General features: G+C 61.9%; 15 protein-coding genes and 1 riboswitch. Of the genes, 4 read left to right on the top strand and 11 right to left on the bottom strand.

What is annotated here, in order from left to right:
• The first annotated feature begins 148 nt into the window (after positions 1–148).
• Complete coding sequence (locus FJQ89_RS19745) at positions 149–763, top strand: outer membrane protein (RefSeq protein WP_141171409.1); 615 nt, start codon at positions 149–151, stop codon at positions 761–763.
• 151 nt (positions 764–914) lie between these two features.
• Here the strand turns inward: FJQ89_RS19745 and FJQ89_RS19750 are convergent, their stop codons facing one another.
• The 8 genes from FJQ89_RS19750 to FJQ89_RS19785 form a co-directional block, all read right to left on the bottom strand.
• Entirely contained in the window at positions 915–1109 is a 195-nt protein-coding gene (locus FJQ89_RS19750; protein WP_077398720.1) for a hypothetical protein, read from the bottom strand.
• Between the two features lie 18 nt (positions 1110–1127).
• Positions 1128–2480, bottom strand: coding sequence for an ATP-dependent protease ATPase subunit HslU (hslU, locus tag FJQ89_RS19755; RefSeq protein ID WP_141171410.1), 1353 nt, complete (start codon positions 2478–2480; stop codon positions 1128–1130).
• Between the two features lie 37 nt (positions 2481–2517).
• Positions 2518–3054 (bottom strand): ATP-dependent protease subunit HslV, encoded by a 537-nt coding sequence (gene hslV / locus FJQ89_RS19760; RefSeq protein WP_010394217.1) that lies wholly within the window; start codon positions 3052–3054, stop codon positions 2518–2520.
• Between the two features lie 221 nt (positions 3055–3275).
• The gene (gene dksA / locus FJQ89_RS19765; protein WP_071079830.1) at positions 3276–3728 is read right to left on the bottom strand and encodes an RNA polymerase-binding protein DksA; all 453 of its coding nucleotides are present in this window, start codon (positions 3726–3728) and stop codon (positions 3276–3278) included.
• A gap of 481 nt (positions 3729–4209) precedes the next feature.
• The gene (locus tag FJQ89_RS19770) at positions 4210–5304 is read right to left on the bottom strand and encodes a CobW family GTP-binding protein (RefSeq protein ID WP_141171411.1); all 1095 of its coding nucleotides are present in this window, start codon (positions 5302–5304) and stop codon (positions 4210–4212) included.
• 139 nt (positions 5305–5443) lie between these two features.
• On the bottom strand, positions 5444–6391 hold the full coding sequence (locus FJQ89_RS19775; RefSeq protein WP_141171412.1) for a tyrosine recombinase XerC: 948 nt from the start codon (positions 6389–6391) through the stop codon (positions 5444–5446).
• Between the two features lie 7 nt (positions 6392–6398).
• Complete coding sequence (locus FJQ89_RS19780; RefSeq protein WP_141171413.1) at positions 6399–7064, bottom strand: DUF484 family protein; 666 nt, start codon at positions 7062–7064, stop codon at positions 6399–6401.
• A gap of 178 nt (positions 7065–7242) precedes the next feature.
• On the bottom strand, positions 7243–8274 hold the full coding sequence (locus FJQ89_RS19785) for a porin (protein WP_141171414.1): 1032 nt from the start codon (positions 8272–8274) through the stop codon (positions 7243–7245).
• Positions 8275–8686: 412 nt separating this feature from the next.
• Between FJQ89_RS19785 and FJQ89_RS19790 the strand changes: the two genes are divergently transcribed.
• Positions 8687–10189 (top strand): tetratricopeptide repeat protein, encoded by a 1503-nt coding sequence (locus tag FJQ89_RS19790; RefSeq protein WP_141171415.1) that lies wholly within the window; start codon positions 8687–8689, stop codon positions 10187–10189.
• 24 nt (positions 10190–10213) lie between these two features.
• On the opposite strand, the gene dapF is transcribed toward FJQ89_RS19790, so the two are convergent.
• Genes dapF through FJQ89_RS19805 form a run of 3 tightly spaced genes read right to left on the bottom strand, consistent with a single transcriptional unit; the run spans position 10214 to position 12830 of the window.
• Positions 10214–11077 (bottom strand): diaminopimelate epimerase, encoded by an 864-nt coding sequence (dapF, locus tag FJQ89_RS19795; RefSeq protein ID WP_141171416.1) that lies wholly within the window; start codon positions 11075–11077, stop codon positions 10214–10216.
• A gap of 11 nt (positions 11078–11088) precedes the next feature.
• Positions 11089–11964: an LpxL/LpxP family acyltransferase gene (locus FJQ89_RS19800; protein ID WP_141171417.1), complete on the bottom strand. Its 876-nt coding sequence runs from the start codon at positions 11962–11964 to the stop codon at positions 11089–11091.
• Positions 11961–12830: a lysophospholipid acyltransferase family protein gene (locus FJQ89_RS19805; RefSeq protein WP_141171418.1), complete on the bottom strand. Its 870-nt coding sequence runs from the start codon at positions 12828–12830 to the stop codon at positions 11961–11963. Before FJQ89_RS19805 ends, FJQ89_RS19800 begins: the two co-directional genes overlap by 4 nt.
• 188 nt (positions 12831–13018) lie before the next feature.
• On the opposite strand from FJQ89_RS19805, the gene metK reads away from it, so the two are divergent.
• Together metK and FJQ89_RS19815 are read left to right on the top strand one after the other, a co-directional pair.
• Complete coding sequence (gene metK, locus FJQ89_RS19810; RefSeq protein ID WP_071079821.1) at positions 13019–14185, top strand: methionine adenosyltransferase; 1167 nt, start codon at positions 13019–13021, stop codon at positions 14183–14185.
• A gap of 141 nt (positions 14186–14326) precedes the next feature.
• Entirely contained in the window at positions 14327–14842 is a 516-nt protein-coding gene (locus FJQ89_RS19815) for a hypothetical protein (protein WP_141171419.1), read from the top strand.
• Between the two features lie 86 nt (positions 14843–14928).
• A riboswitch (S-adenosyl-L-homocysteine riboswitch) is annotated at positions 14929–14997 on the top strand.
• The last annotated feature ends 11 nt before the right edge of the window (positions 14998–15008 follow it).

The following is a 15008-nucleotide window of genomic DNA, read 5'->3' on the forward strand; positions in this document are numbered from 1 at the left end:
TTTGGTGGCGGATGACGGTACCGAATGTAGCCCTTAATGACACTTTGCACAAGATGATAGTACTTTTCGGCAAAAGCGATGACACTCCCGCTTGTGGCTCGCGCAGCGCGCTACAACCAGGCAATCCATCCACTTGTAGAGGTTATCCATGTTCCCATCTTTCCGTTTCCCCGCAGCGCTGCTGGCGCTGGCCAGCATCGCTCCCCTGCATGCCGCCGCTGCCGAGCCTGCACCAGGTCCTTTCTACGCGGGCGCCAGCTATGGCTTTCGCGCCAATAGCGGCCTCGATTGCGTGTCAGGACAAGCCGATTGCGACAAAAGCAGCAAGCGCAGCGGCAAGGCCTACCTGGGTTACAGTTTCGACGCGCTGCCGTTTCAGGGCGGCGTGGCCCTGCCTTCGGTTGAGCTGGTGGGGTATCTGGGGGGAGAGGTCAAGTCCGGCTTCGACACGGGCGCCGGCAAGCGCGCCGGCCGCGGCAAGTTCACGGGCCTCGGCATGCAAGGCGTGCTCGCCTACCAGTTCGATGCCTTCAGCCTGAGCGGACGCGCCGGTGCCGCCTATACGCAGGGCAAGGTCGATTATCTGGGCGGCGGTTCGGACAAGAAGGACAAGATCGGCTTGATCTATGGCGTCGGCGCGGCGTATGCGCTGAACCAGAACTGGTCGCTGCACCTCGATTGGGACCGCGTGCCCGTCAAGTACAACAGCAGGCAAACGACCAAGGTCGACATGTTTTCACTGGGCGCGTCCTACCGCTTCTAAGGGGGGCGTTCAGCAGACGATGGCCTGATGGCGGACGCCCTATAGAAGGGGTGTCCGCGGGCGGCCTGAAATGTCCATAGCGGCGTTGCACGGCCTCGCCGTACTACTCATACTGTCTTCGTCCATGCGCCTTGCCATGGACATTTCCAGATCAGTCTTTGACGTCAACCTTCAGCAGCAGTTTCGCCAGCAGGCGTTTTTCCTGCTGGCGCTGGCCTGACACGGTCTTCACGTGCGCGCCGGCGGCGCGCTGCAGGGCGGCCGTGGCGACCGGGTTGCGCGGCTTTTGCGAGGGTTCGACGCGGAACTGCATTTTCTGCCGCGTCGCCAATGCCTTGTTTGCCATCGGTTTCCCCCTCCCTGATTACAGCACGTAGCGCGACAGGTCCTCGTTGACCGACAGCGCTTCCAGGCGTTCATTCACGTACGCGGCATCGATCACCAGCAGGTTTTCTGTGCTGCTGCTGTTTTCGCTGGCCGTAAACGACACTTCTTCCAGCAGCTTTTCCATCACCGTGTGCAGGCGGCGCGCGCCGATGTTTTCCGTGCGCTCGTTGACTGCATAGGCGATTTCCGCCAGGCGCGTGATGCCTTCCGGGGCGAATTGCAAGGTCAGGTTTTCCGTCGCCAGCAAGGCTTCGTACTGCATCGTCAGGCAGGCGTCGGTGCTCGTCAGAATGCGTTCGAAGTCCGAGATCGACAGCGATTCCAGTTCCACGCGGATGGGGAAACGCCCCTGCAGCTCGGGAATCAGGTCGGACGGTTTCGACAGGTGGAAGGCGCCCGAGGCGATGAACAGGATGTGGTCCGTGCGGATCATGCCGTACTTGGTGTTGACGGTCGTGCCTTCGACCAGCGGCAGCAGGTCGCGTTGCACGCCGGCGCGCGAAACGTCGGCGCCGCCGGATTCCGAGCGCGAGGCGATCTTGTCGATTTCATCGAGGAAGACGATGCCGTTCTGCTCGACGTTCTGGATGGCCTTCTGTTTCAGCTCATCCTCGTTGACCAGCTTGGCCGCTTCTTCCTCGACCAGCAGTTTGAGCGCTTCGCGGATCTTGACCTTGCGCGCCTTCTTGCGCTGCCCGCCCACGCCCGAGAACATGGACTTGATCTGCTCCGTCATTTCTTCCATGCCCGGCGGCGCCATGATTTCCATCTGCGGACCCGCTTCGGCCAGCTCGATCTCGATTTCCTTGTCATCGAGCTCGCCCTGGCGCAAGCGCTTGCGGAAGGTCTGGCGCGTGCTGTCGCCGCTGCCGCTGTCCACGGCCGCTGGCGTATTCGGCGTGAAGCCGAAGTCGCGTGCCGGCGGCACGAGGATGTCGATGACGCGGTCTTCGGCCGCATCTTCGGCGCGTGCGCGCACTTTCTTCATTTCCAGCGCGCGCGTCTGCTTGATGCCGATGTCGATCAGGTCGCGGATGATGGTGTCGACGTCGCGGCCTACATAACCGACTTCGGTGAACTTGGTCGCTTCGATTTTAATGAACGGCGCCTCGGCCAGCTTGGCCAGGCGGCGCGCGATTTCCGTCTTGCCGACGCCCGTGGGGCCGATCATGAGGATGTTCTTGGGCGTGATTTCATGGCGCAGGGGCTCGGCCACCTGCTGGCGGCGCCAGCGGTTGCGCAGGGCGATGGCGACGGCGCGCTTGGCCTTGGCCTGGCCCACCACGTGCTTGTCGAGTTCGGTGACGATTTCCGACGGGGTCATGTTCATGATCATAGTTGGCTTTCTATTCTTTGCTCAGGCGCGCTTAATCGAGCGTTTCGATGATGTGCGACATGTTTGTGTAGATGCAGAGTTCCGCGGCGATGGTCAGCGATTTCTTGACCACTTCGGCCGGCGACAAGTCCGTGTTTTCCTGCAGCGCCTTGGCGGCGGACTGGGCATAGGTGCCGCCCGAGCCGATGGCGCCGATGCCGTCTTCCGGTTCCAGCACGTCGCCATTGCCCGTGATGACCAGGGTCGACTCGCTGTCGGCCACCAGCAGCATCGCTTCCAGGCGGCGCAGCACGCGGTCGGTGCGCCAGTCCTTGGCCAGTTCGACGGAGGCGCGCAGCAGGTTACCCTGGTGCTTTTCCAGCTTGCCTTCAAAACGGTCGAGCAGGGTGAAGGCGTCGGCGGTGCCGCCGGCAAAGCCGACCAGGACTTTGCCCTGATACAACTTACGCACTTTGCGGGCCGTGCCCTTCATGACGATGTTGCCCAGCGTGACCTGGCCGTCGCCGCCCAGGGCGACTTGCTTGCCGCGCCGTACGCAGAGGATGGTGGTGCCGTGAAATTGTTCCATAGTGACCTCAAAAGATTCGTGCCGATGCGTGCAAGGCCATGCGGTTGCGCGCCCATGGCTCAAAAGTGGGGATGGAAAAGACAATTGCAAGCGGCACTTGCCACTGCCGCGTCTGCTTCAGTGTAGTCGGCGCGGGACGAAAAAAAAGCACGCAACCGCAGTTGTGTGCTTTTTTTTCGCCATCGCGGGGCCGCCGGGGCGGCCGCGCGAGGGGAGGGCGATCAGTCGCCGTAGAGTTTTTGCTTCAGTTCGCGCCGTTGCTGGGCTTCCAGCGACAGGGTGGCGGTCGGACGGGCGATCAGGCGCGGGATGCCGATAGGCTCGCCCGTTTCTTCACACCAGCCATAGTCGCCGGCGTCGATGCTGGCGATCGATTGCTGCACTTTTTTCAACAATTTGCGCTCGCGGTCGCGCGTGCGCAGTTCCAGCGCATGCTCTTCCTCGATGGTGGCGCGGTCGGCAGGGTCCGGTACGAGCACGGTTTCACGCAAGTGTTCCGTGGTTTCGCCGGCGTTTTTCAGCAAGTCTTTTTCGAGCTGCTGCAGGCGCGCCTTGAAGAATGCCAGTTGTGCCGGATTCATGTAGTCATCTTCGCTCATGGCGCGAATTTGATCTTCGCTGATGAGGGGGATGTCTTGGCTGGCGGCCGGGGTCGATTTATTAGTTTTGGTCATAACTTCGCTTACCTTCGATACGACAGAGTTTTCAAATTGATCAGTTGATGCGGCGATACCGAGCAACTGTACAGGTTCCGCTTGGCATTGCTGTCCCGCTGTACTGCGTGCGACCTTGGCTTGCCGGCGAAAGCCAGGACTACCGGCAGGCTATGGTGCCATGTTGATAACTTTTTACCGCTCTATGCCAGTCGCGCTATGCGCGCGACAACGGGCGTGTTGGGTGGATCGCTTGCATGCCTGGCATGCGGCCAGCGGCAGTTTGCCAGCATTTTATGACAGGCGAACGACATGGGCCGTTTTCGTCGCTGATTTTGGCATGCTTTGCTTTATATTGCCATCCCGATTTGTTGCCTAGCCGATCAGAGGCGGCCACTTGTTGGTTTATACCAGCAAGACGGGTGTCGGACAGCGGGAAAGCGTGCTTAACTTTCCCTTTTGTTTCTGCTTTGCAACGGGTATTTTGCAAAACCCGGCTAGTTTATACCAAACATTGTTCGAGTCCGCGAATAAAAATGTCTTTTGGTAGATTTTTGCCAATAAACACCATTTTGCTGCCGCGCACTTCGTTTTCACCCCATTTGGCGCCCAGGTCGCTGCCCATCAACTGGTGCACGCCCTGGAAGACCACCTTGCGTTCGGCGCCCTGCATCAGCAGCACGCCCTTGTAGCGCAACATGCGTGGGCCATACACTTGCACCAGGCCGCCGAGGAACTCGTCGAGCTTGGCGCTGTCGAACGGTTGCGTGCTCTTGAAAACAAAGGCGGCGATATCGTCGCTGTGCTGCGCATGATGGTGGTCCGCGTGGCCACAATCGGTGGCGCAGGCGTCGCTGTGCTCGTGCGCATGCTTGTGCTCGTGGCCGTGCTCATCTGCATGGTCGTGCGCTTTGTCGTGATCGTGCACGTGCGCCGTTTCCGTGGCCAGGAAATCCGGGTCCAGTTCCAGCTTTTCGTTCAGGTTGAAACCGCGGATGTCGAGCACTTCGGCCAGTGGCGCGCGGCCGAAATCGACCTTGGCGATGGGGGCGCGCGGATTGATGCGCTTCAAACGGCGTGTCAGCGTGGCCACGTCGTCCTCACTGACGAGGTCGGTTTTCGACAGCAGCAGCTTGTCGGCGAAGCCCACTTGCCGCTGGGCTTCCTCATATTCATCGAGTTGTTTCATCGCATGGCGGGCATCGACCACCGTGATAATGGCGTCGAGCATGTAGTGGCTGCCCACTTCTTCGTCGACAAAGAAGGTTTGCGCCACGGGGCCGGGATTGGCCAGGCCCGTCGTTTCGATGACGACGCGGTCGAATGCCAGCAGGCCGGCGTCGCGCTTGCGCGCCAGTTCCGTCAAGCCCACGATCAGGTCGCCGCGCACGGTGCAGCAGATGCAGCCGTTGTTCATCTCGATGATGTGCTCGTTGCTATCCTGCACCAGGATTTCATTGTCGATGTTTTCCTGCCCAAACTCGTTCTCGATCACGGCGATGCGCATGCCATGGTCTTCCTGCAGTATGCGGTTGAGCAAGGTGGTTTTGCCGGCGCCGAGGAAACCGGTGAGGATGGTGGTTGGAATCAGTGCCATGAGAGATGCCTATGCTGTAATCGATGGTGCCACCGCGCAAGCGGAAGAATGCGGACGATTATGCCGGAATTTTGCAAATGCTTGCAAATGCGCGCCCATCGGCTTGATATGCATCAGGCTGGCCCACGGCTGCGGCTGCCTACTTGAGCTTGGCGCGCGGGTGCGCCTGGTCATACACGTGCGCCAGATGCTGGAAATCGAGGGCTGTGTAGACCTGGGTCGAGGTGATGCTGGAATGGCCCAGCATTTCCTGCACGGCGCGCAAGTCGCCCGATGATTGCAGCACGTGCGAGGCAAATGAGTGGCGCAGCACGTGCGGGTGCACGTTCGCGGGAATCTCGGTGGTCAGCGCGTGCGCCTTCAGGCGCAGCTGCAGCACGCGCGGCGAAATGCGCGTGCCGCGCGTGCTTAAAAACAAGGCAGCGCTGCCATCGGCGGCGGGCGGGCGCACGGCGAGCCAGCTGGCCAGCGCCACGAGGGCTGCCTTGCCAACGGGCACCTTGCGCATCTTGCTGCCCTTGCCCGTGACGATGACTTCGAAGCTGGCCATGTCCAGCCAGCCCAGCGAGGCGGGCTGGCCGCCCTCGGCCTTGCAGTAGTGGGTGTCCAGGCTGGTCAGTTCCGACACGCGCAAGCCGCTCGAATACAGCAGCTCGAACATGGCGCGGTTGCACAGTTGTTCCGGCTCGGCGGCGCCCTGCTGGTATTGCGCGGGCGCCACGAGGCGCACGGCGTCGTCCACCGACAGGGCTTTGGGCAAGGTCTTGGCTCGCTTGGGGGCGCGGATGCCGTCGACGGGATTGGCGTCGAGTGCCGTTTCGCCGCTGAGCCAGTTGAAAAAGCCCCGCCACGACGACAGCTTGCGGGCGATCGAGCGCGGGTCGAGGCCGCCAGCGTGCAGCTTGGCCGTGTAGCGGCGCACTTCATTGTGCGCCAGCGCCGTCCAGGGCGTATTGCCGCTCAGTTCCAGCAAGGCGCGCAGGTCGCGCCCGTAGGCGTCCAGGGTGTGGGGCGAGAGCTTGCGCTGTGTGGCCAGCTGCGCCAGGTAGCTGCTCAGCCATTCGGCCTTGCCGTGCGCTTCGTCCACGGGGTTCTCAGGCGCGCAGCGCGGCCAGGGCGGCGCTGGCCGTGGCGCCGATATGCACGAGGAAGTCCGTGCCCATGCTGGACGTAAAACGTTCGCTGTCGGGCGAGCCGAGCACCAGCAAGCCGAAGGTGCCCGTGGTGTTCGGGGCGCGCAGGGCGATCATGACGGTCGATTCGACTTTATCCGCCTGCAACCAGTGCACGGCTTCGAAATCGCGGTTGCTGCCGCAATACGGCGCTTGCAGGCTGTTGGCGAACATGCGCACGTCGGCCGTGACATCTTCCGTGAACCAGCCATTGGCGTGTTCCGGCAGCACTTGCCACAGGCGCAGGCTGACATAGGGCACGTCGAAATTGCTTTGCAGGGCATCGACCAGCACGCGCGGCATGGCCGCATCGCTGCGCACTTGCAGCATGGCCTGGTTCCAGCCGTGGAACTTGCTGGCGATGTCGCCATTTTCCTCGGCCAGGCGGCTCAGCTTGGACATGCGCAGTTCGAGCGCCTTGTATTTGTCACGCATCACTTCCATCTGCCGCTCCTGCAGCGAGATGGTGCGTCCCGTCAGCGGGCTGCTCAGCTTGACCTCGCCGAGCAGCGCGGTATGCTCTGCGAAGAAAGTCGGATGCTCGCTCAGGTACTGGGCGACGGTGCTGGAATCGAGTGTGGCGGTCATTGATAGTCAGAAGAGAGAAGGATGAACGCTTCATTCTAACCGAGAGTGCGCCGGCATAGGCGCAAAGGGCCGGGCGCCGATGCATTTTCCGCGCGCGCATGAAAAAAGCGGCATGGTTGCCCATGCCGCCTTGCATTTCTTGCTCAGCAATCACCCGTGGCGGGTGAGGTGCGGGGCATTAGAAATTGTGGTGTACGCCCAGACCGATGTAGGTCTTCGAAACGACGTCCTTGCGATTCGAGATGTCCGCGTACAGGTAGGTGCGCTTCGACAGGTTGTAGTCGTAGCCCAGCGATGCCTGCTTGGTCTTGGCCACGCCGTCCGGTGTTTTTTGACCGTAGCCAGCGCGGATCTTGCCTGCGCCGACGTCGTAGTTGGCGCCAATCAGCCATGCCTTGGTATCCGTATTGGTGATCTTGAAGTTGCTGTCATCCTGATGCTGGTACGATGCCATCAGTTTCAGTTCCGTTACCGGATTGAACGATGCGGCAACCGACCACAGCTTGGCTTGCAAGCCATTGCGCTCATACGCGGCCATACCGGCGAACTGGCCGTAGTTGTACGTGGCCGACATCGAGTATGGATTCGACGCTGGCACGGCATTGGCTGGCACCAAGAAGTTGCCTGCCGTCGCAGGAACCACGGCGTTACCGTTTGCTTCCTTGGCGGCGACAGTGGCGTTGAACTGGAAGCCGCTGAAGACTGGCGAGTTGTAGAACAAGGCGTTCGAGAAACGGTTTTTCGAGTTGCCTGGCGCGCTCAGCGGATCGCTGCTGTAGGCGGCTACCGTGATGTCGGTCTGGAAACCGGCGGTCGTAGGCATGCCCGACCATGGTTCGAACGCGGTGCTCGATTCCTGGAAGGCGGTCAGGCCACGGCCCAGGCGCACGGTACCGAAGTTGCCTTGCAGGCCGACGCGGCTCTGACCCTGGAACAGTGGACGCGAATTGGTGCCCGAGGTGTTTTCGATGGTGCCGGTGTCGGATTCATAGCGAATTTCCAGTTGGAAAATAGCTTTCAAGCCATTGCCCAGATCTTCCGTGCCCTTGAAGCCCAGCTTGTTGTTGTCGCGCTTGGTGACTTTGGTGGTTTCACCAGTCAATTTGCCCAGGCCAGCATCGATCGTGCCGTAGATTTGGACGGACGACTGCGCTTGTGCGGTTGCGGCAAAGGCGCCGAAGAGTGCGAGGGCAACGAGTGATTTTTTCATGTCTTATTCCCTATTAAAAGTGAGTTCCGTCCGAGATCCGAGCAGATTGAAATGCGCCAATTACCGCGTTTCGATGAATGAACCTTAATTCGTTGGCGCGCAAGACGTGCGGGATTGGTCAAATATGCGTGAAAAGATTGGTGAAAAGCGTCATAAATCCATGGCCCTGTTGTATTTTTGTAACGCGCGGTTTTTGCCGATCCTGCGCCGATGGCCGGCGTTCTCCCATCGCCACGGTGGCGGCACCTCGCCATATTGGCGTGTCCTGGCCAGGACATTGTTGCGTTGAATCAAGTTCTTAAGCCGGCTGTGACGGATTTATGACACAAGGACGTTACACTAAGGGACGGCCTGCATGGACGGGCCTGGAGACGGCTTACTATTAGAATCATTGACTCAATATCGAGAATCGATGGCAAATCGCGAAACATTAGGATTGATCAAGGGCGCACGCGCGGGCGATGTGGCTTGCCAGCTGGCGTTGGGACGGCTGTATCTGTTCGGACAGGGTGTGCCGCAGAGCTTGCCGACCGCCTTGCATTGGCTGGCGCGGGCGGCCCAGGAGGATAGCCAGGAAGCATGCTTGCTGATCGGTACGCACGTGCCGTTCGAAGTGGCGCAACCGGCAGCCAGGACGCTGATTCCGTATTACGCGCAGGCGTTCGATGCGGGCCTGGTGCAGGCGGGCCTGGTGCTGGCGCAACTGGTGCTGGGCAACGCCGCCAACAGTTGTGAAACCTTGCGCGCCAAGGCCCGCGTGGCACTGGACGCCGCCGTGCGCGCCGGCTTGCCCGATGCGCAATGGTTGTTATCCATGCAAGAAGGAGCATCCGCAGCCTGCGTGCCCGATACCGGCGTCGCTGGCAAGCACGCATTCGATGGCGATGCGCCCCTGTACGCCTGGCTGGAGCAGGCCTGGAGCCAGGACAACCATGCCGGCTTCCTGTCGCAAGGCTTGCCGCTGGCGCGCGAGCTGTTGCAGCGCCAGGCCGCCGCCGGGGCGCGCACGATCGCGCTGGACCCGCAGCAGGTGCAGTTGCTGTCGCGTTGCGCCCAGGCACTGGCGCCTGGCGGCGATGCCGAGGGGTGGCAATGTTGCGAGCTGGCCGCGCATGGCGGCGACCGCACGGCGCAGCTGGAGCTGGGACTCGGCTATGCGCGCATGGATGCGCATGGGCAGCGGCTGGCTACGCGCAACGGCGCGGCCAATTTCAAGCGGGCCGTGCGCTGGCTGACGCAGGCGGGCGAGCAGGGCCTGGCCGAAGCCTGGTTCGTGCTGTCGCGCATCTATACAAAACCGGAATTTTCCCAGCGCAATGTGGTCGAAGCCCATTCCTGCCTGGAGCGGGCCGCCGACCTGGGACATGGCCCGGCCCAGCTCGAGTGCGGCATGCATGCCTGGCGCAATCGCCGCGACGGTGTCAACAACGATGTGCGTGCCGCCTATTGGCTGCTGCAGGCGCAGGCGCAGGGCAGCAATGAAGCGGAGGCGGCGCTGGCGAAGATCGCGCCACACGGCGAATCCGGCGACTGGGGCCAGTTTGCCGCCCTGCATGCCGATGGACAACTGCGCCAGCTGGGCCAGAGCCACCCTTTGCTGGCGGCGCGGCTGGAGCTGGCGCGCCGCTTTCATCTGTCGCGTGCCGAGGCCTTGCTGCTCGATCTGCATGCGGCCGACCAGGGACATTGCCTGCTGATCGATATCAGCGCCACGCATGGGCGCGGCAAGCGGCGCCTGGCATTGATCCGCACGGCGCAGGAGCGCCAGCTGCTCGATCAGGTGGTGCGCCTGTTCGAACGCGTCGATTGCGGCGTGACGGGGCCGGAAGGCAATTACCGGCAACGCCTGTACCGCCTGAAGTGCTACCTGGCCGAACTCGGTGTCGCGCAGGAACAGCAGTTCCTGGCCGCCTGACTTTTACGCCTGTTTTTTACCTGTTTACAGTTCGATCGTGCCTTCGAACACGGTCACGGCCGGGCCCGTCATCAGGACAGGCTGGCCCGGGCCTTGCCAGGCGATCGACAGTTCTCCGCCGCGCGCGCTGATGCGCACCGGGGAATCGAGCCGGCCGCGCAGGATGCCGGCCACGGCGGCGGCGCAGGCGCCCGTGCCGCACGCCAGGGTTTCTCCCGCGCCCCGTTCATACACGCGCAGTTTCACGTGATGGCGGTCGACGATCTGCAGATAGCCGGCGTTGACCCGGCGGGGAAAGCGCGGGTGGTGTTCGATCAGCGGGCCCGATTGTTCCAGGTCTTGCGCGTCGACATCGTCGACCACCTGCACGGCATGCGGGTTGCCCATCGAGACGACGGACACCAGCACGGGGCTACTGTGGCCCGGCAGCGCCAGGTCCAGCGGCCACAAGGTGTCGCTGCCTTCCGCTGCACCGGCGAGGCCAGCCGCATCGAACGGCACCAGTGCCGGTTCCAGCACAGGCGCGCCCATGTCGACCGTGATGCTGCCATCCGCTTCCAGGCGCGGCGCAATGATGCCGGCCATGGTTTCCACGCGGATGCTCGCCTTGTCGGATAAGCCTTTTTCGCTGACGAACTTGACGAAGGCGCGCGCGCCGTTGCCGCATTGCTCGACTTCGCCGCCATCGTTGTTATAGATACGGTAGCGGAAGTCGCAGCCGGGCAGGCGCGGCTTTTCCACCACCAGGATCTGGTCGGCGCCGATACCGAAACGGCGGTCGGCCAGGCGCTGCCACTGGGCCGGCGTGAAGTCGATATCTTGATTGATGGCGTCGATGACGATGAAGTCATTGCCGGCGCCATGCATCTTGGTAAATTGGAGTTTCATGTTTTGCCGTATCACTTGTGCTGGTTATAGAACGACGCTTCGCCTTGCGGACGCGTCTTGAAGCGTTTATGCGTCCAGAAGTATTCGGCCGGCGCTTCGCGCACGCGCTCTTCGATGAATTCGTTCATGCGGCGCGTGGCGGCTGTGATGTCGTCGCCCGGATAATCGTCCCACGCCGGGTAATACGTCACTTGCCAGCCCTGGTAATTGGGCAAAAAGGTGGCGATGACGGGAATCACCTGCGCCTTGGCGGCCAGCGCCAGGCGCGCCGTGGCCGTCAGGGTGGCGGCGGGCACGCCGAAGAAGGGCACGAATTCCGCATCCTTTTCGCCGAAATCCATGTCCGGCAGCATGAAATACGGCAAGCCGTCGCGCAGCGCGCGCAGAATCGTCTTGATGCCATCCTGGCGCGTAAACAGCTTGGGCGGCTTGAAGCGCGAACGGCCGGCGCGCAGGGCCTGGTCGAAGGCGGCGTTCTTTTGCTGCACATACATCGATGAAGCGGAAATTTCCATCGCCGTGGCGGCGCCGGCCACGTCGAGGCAGACGAAGTGCGGGCACAGCAGGATGGTGGGCTTGGCCGCGATCTGCTGGCCCGGAAAGGCGGGCACCTTTTTGATCAGGCGGTTCAGGCGTTCTTCCGACGACCACCACAGGATGCTGCGCTCCCACACGCTGCGCGAATAGGCCTGGAAATGCTGGCGCGCCAGGGCCACGCGTTGCTGTTCCGACAATTGCGGCATGCACAGACGCAAGTTCGTCAGGGCGATCGCGCGCCGCTTGCGCATGACCAGGAACAACACGCTGCCAACGCCGACGCCGAAGCGGCCCAGGATGGGCAGGGGCAGCCAGTGCAGCAGCCACATGAAGGCGATCAGCAGTCTCATGGCTGCTCCTTGGCGGCATCGGGGCTGGCCGCCGTGGGCGGCGGCGCGCCGCGCGGCACCTTGTAGCGGTTGTAGCTCCACAGGTATTGCGCAGGGCTGCGCGCGATCAATTCTTCCATGGCCGCATTGATGGTGCGCGCCTGCTCGGCCGAAGTGCTGTCCAGCGATTCTGTAAACGGCACGAAATGCACGATATAGCCGCGCCCGCCCGGCAGGCGTTCGGCGTAGGTGATGATGACTTCGGCGCCGCCCATCTGCGCCAGCTTGGCCGGCAGGGTCATGGTGTAGGCGGGACGGCCGAAGAAATCGGCCCACACGCCTTCACCCTCTTGTGGCACCTGGTCCGGCAACAGGCCGATGGGCTGGCCTTTTTTGAGGCATTTGGCAAAGATGCGCACGCCCGACATATTGGCCGGCGCCAGCATCAGGTTTTCGCGCGCGCGCGCCCCTTCGATCAGCGGTTTCAGGGCGGCGCGCTTGGGCGGGCGGTACATCACGGTGAGCGGCGTGCGCAGGGCGATTTGCTGGGCGACAATTTCAAAGCAGCCCAAATGCGGCGTCAGGAAGACGATGCCGCGGCCGTGTTGCAAGGCCTTTTCCACCAGTTCCCAGTTTTCCACGGTGGCATGACGCGCCACGCGTTCGGGCGGTGCGCACCAGATGAAGGGCAATTCCAGCACGCTCTTGCCCGCTTCAGCCACGGCCGTGTGCAAGTGTTGCGAAAACCCCGAACCCTGCATGTTCTCGCGCATGCGGCGCCGGTAGGACGGGGAAATGGCGTAAATCACCCAGCCGAGCGCAGCGCCGAGGCCATGCAGGACGGGCAGGGGAAAGAGGGATAAAAAGCGGAAAATTGGGACTAACATGAATAAGCTGTTTCCAGGAATGGCGTGTTGCCGTGCCAAAATTTTTTAAGAAGCGTAAAATACCACGTATGCAGTAACCGCTGAGTTAATAGACAACTTGCGAAGCGGAATATAAATATCGCTAAAGCGTCGCAGGCAAAACCCTCTTTACTGCGACAGAACATTCACATAGTAAACAGGAGCTTGCAATGTCAAACGACTATCTCTTCACTTCCGAATCGGTCTCGGAAGGCCATCCCGACAAGGTTGCCGATCAAATATCCGACGCCATCCTTGACGCCATCCTGACCCAGGATCCGACCGCCCGCGTGGCTGCCGAAACCCTGTGCAACACGGGCCTGGTGGTGCTGGCTGGCGAGATTACCACTTACGCCAATGTGGATTATATTCAAGTTGCGCGTGAAACCATCAAACGTATCGGTTACGACAACACGGAATACGGCATCGACTACAAGGGTTGCGCCGTGCTGGTGGCCTACGACAAGCAGTCGCCCGACATCGCGCAAGGCGTCGATGAAGGTGCTGGGATTGATCTGGATCAAGGCGCTGGCGATCAGGGCCTGATGTTCGGCTATGCCTGCGATGAAACGGCCGAGCTGATGCCTGCCGCCATCCACTACGCACACCGCCTGGTCGAGCGCCAGTCGCAGCTGCGCAAGGATGGCCGCTTGCCATGGCTGCGTCCGGATGCGAAATCGCAAGTGACCCTGCGCTACGTCGATGGCCGCCCCGTCGGCGTGCACACGGTAGTGCTGTCGACCCAGCATGCGCCGGAAATTTCGCACAAGCAGATCGAAGAAGCCGTCATCGAAGAGATCATCAAGCCGATCCTGCCGCGCGAATGGCTGACGGAGACCAAATTCCTCGTCAACCCGACGGGCCGTTTCGTCATCGGCGGTCCGCAAGGCGATTGCGGCTTGACCGGGCGCAAGATCATCGTCGACACCTACGGTGGCGCAGCCCCGCACGGCGGCGGCGCGTTCTCGGGCAAGGACCCATCGAAAGTCGACCGTTCGGCAGCCTACGCGGCCCGTTACGTGGCGAAAAACATCGTCGCGGCCGGCCTGGCGCGCCAATGCCAGGTGCAGGTCAGCTACGCCATCGGCGTGGCCAAGCCGATCAACATCACCGTCTACACGGAAGGCACGGGCGTGATTCCTGACGCGGAAATCGCCAAGCTGGTGCTGGCGCACTTCGATTTGCGTCCAAAAGGCATCGTGCAAATGCTCGACCTGCTGCGCCCGATCTACCAGAAGAGCGCCGCCTACGGCCACTTCGGCCGCGAAGAGCCGGAATTCACGTGGGAACGCACCGACAAGGTCGCCCTGCTGCGCGACGCTGCCGGCCTGAAGTAATCTAGCCCGCTTGCATGAGAAGCGCCCCGGCCAGCAGGCCGCGGGCGCTTTTTTCATGGGCGCACGCGACAGTGCGTACGGAGCGGCGTTGCCATAGGGATACGCTACAATTCATTGCAAATAAACCAATTGGGGAATGGCATGACTTTGTTGCACGTACGCTCGCTGTTTGTTGTTCTGGTGGCGACATTCGGCCTGTCCCTTGCCGTGGCGGCGCCAGCCACGCTGACGGTGGGGCAATGGCTGGACAAGGCAGAAGGGGGCGATGGCCATGCCGTGCTGATCCTGGCGGCGGGCGGCAAATTTATTTTCCCCGATGGCTCGCTGGCAACGCCGGTCCAGATGCGGCCCGAACTCACCGAGTTGATGGGGCAGATGTCGGCACGCCAGGCCTTGCATGTGCTCACCATCTATGCGGACAGTGGTTTTCTCGCCACAGATCCCGATGCCTGGCGCTCGAATATCAAGCCCGATCCCGTGCTCACCTGCAAATGGGCCATGCGTGCCGCGAATTACCCGACCGACGGCAGCAAGGCCGATAAGGACATGATACCCATCCTGCGCGAGCTGGCCGATGAAATGGCGCGGCGCCTCGATGCCGACGCGCGCGCCAGTTGTCTCAGCCAGGGCAAGAACTGGCCGCCGCAGAAACCATAGGGCGCCAGCACGCGTCGCGGACTTGCCAGGCGGCCGGCCCGCTTGACTAATGGTTGCCGCTGGCGCATGGCCAATGTTATGATGCAGTGTCCGAGGAGCGTTGCGACGAAGAAATTCGCCAGGCTCGGAATATCCTGCAACTGCGCTCACGTACCTTTTTCAACTG

Source organism: Janthinobacterium tructae, from assembly GCF_006517255.1.
In the GTDB taxonomy this organism is placed as follows: domain Bacteria; phylum Pseudomonadota; class Gammaproteobacteria; order Burkholderiales; family Burkholderiaceae_D; genus Janthinobacterium; species Janthinobacterium tructae.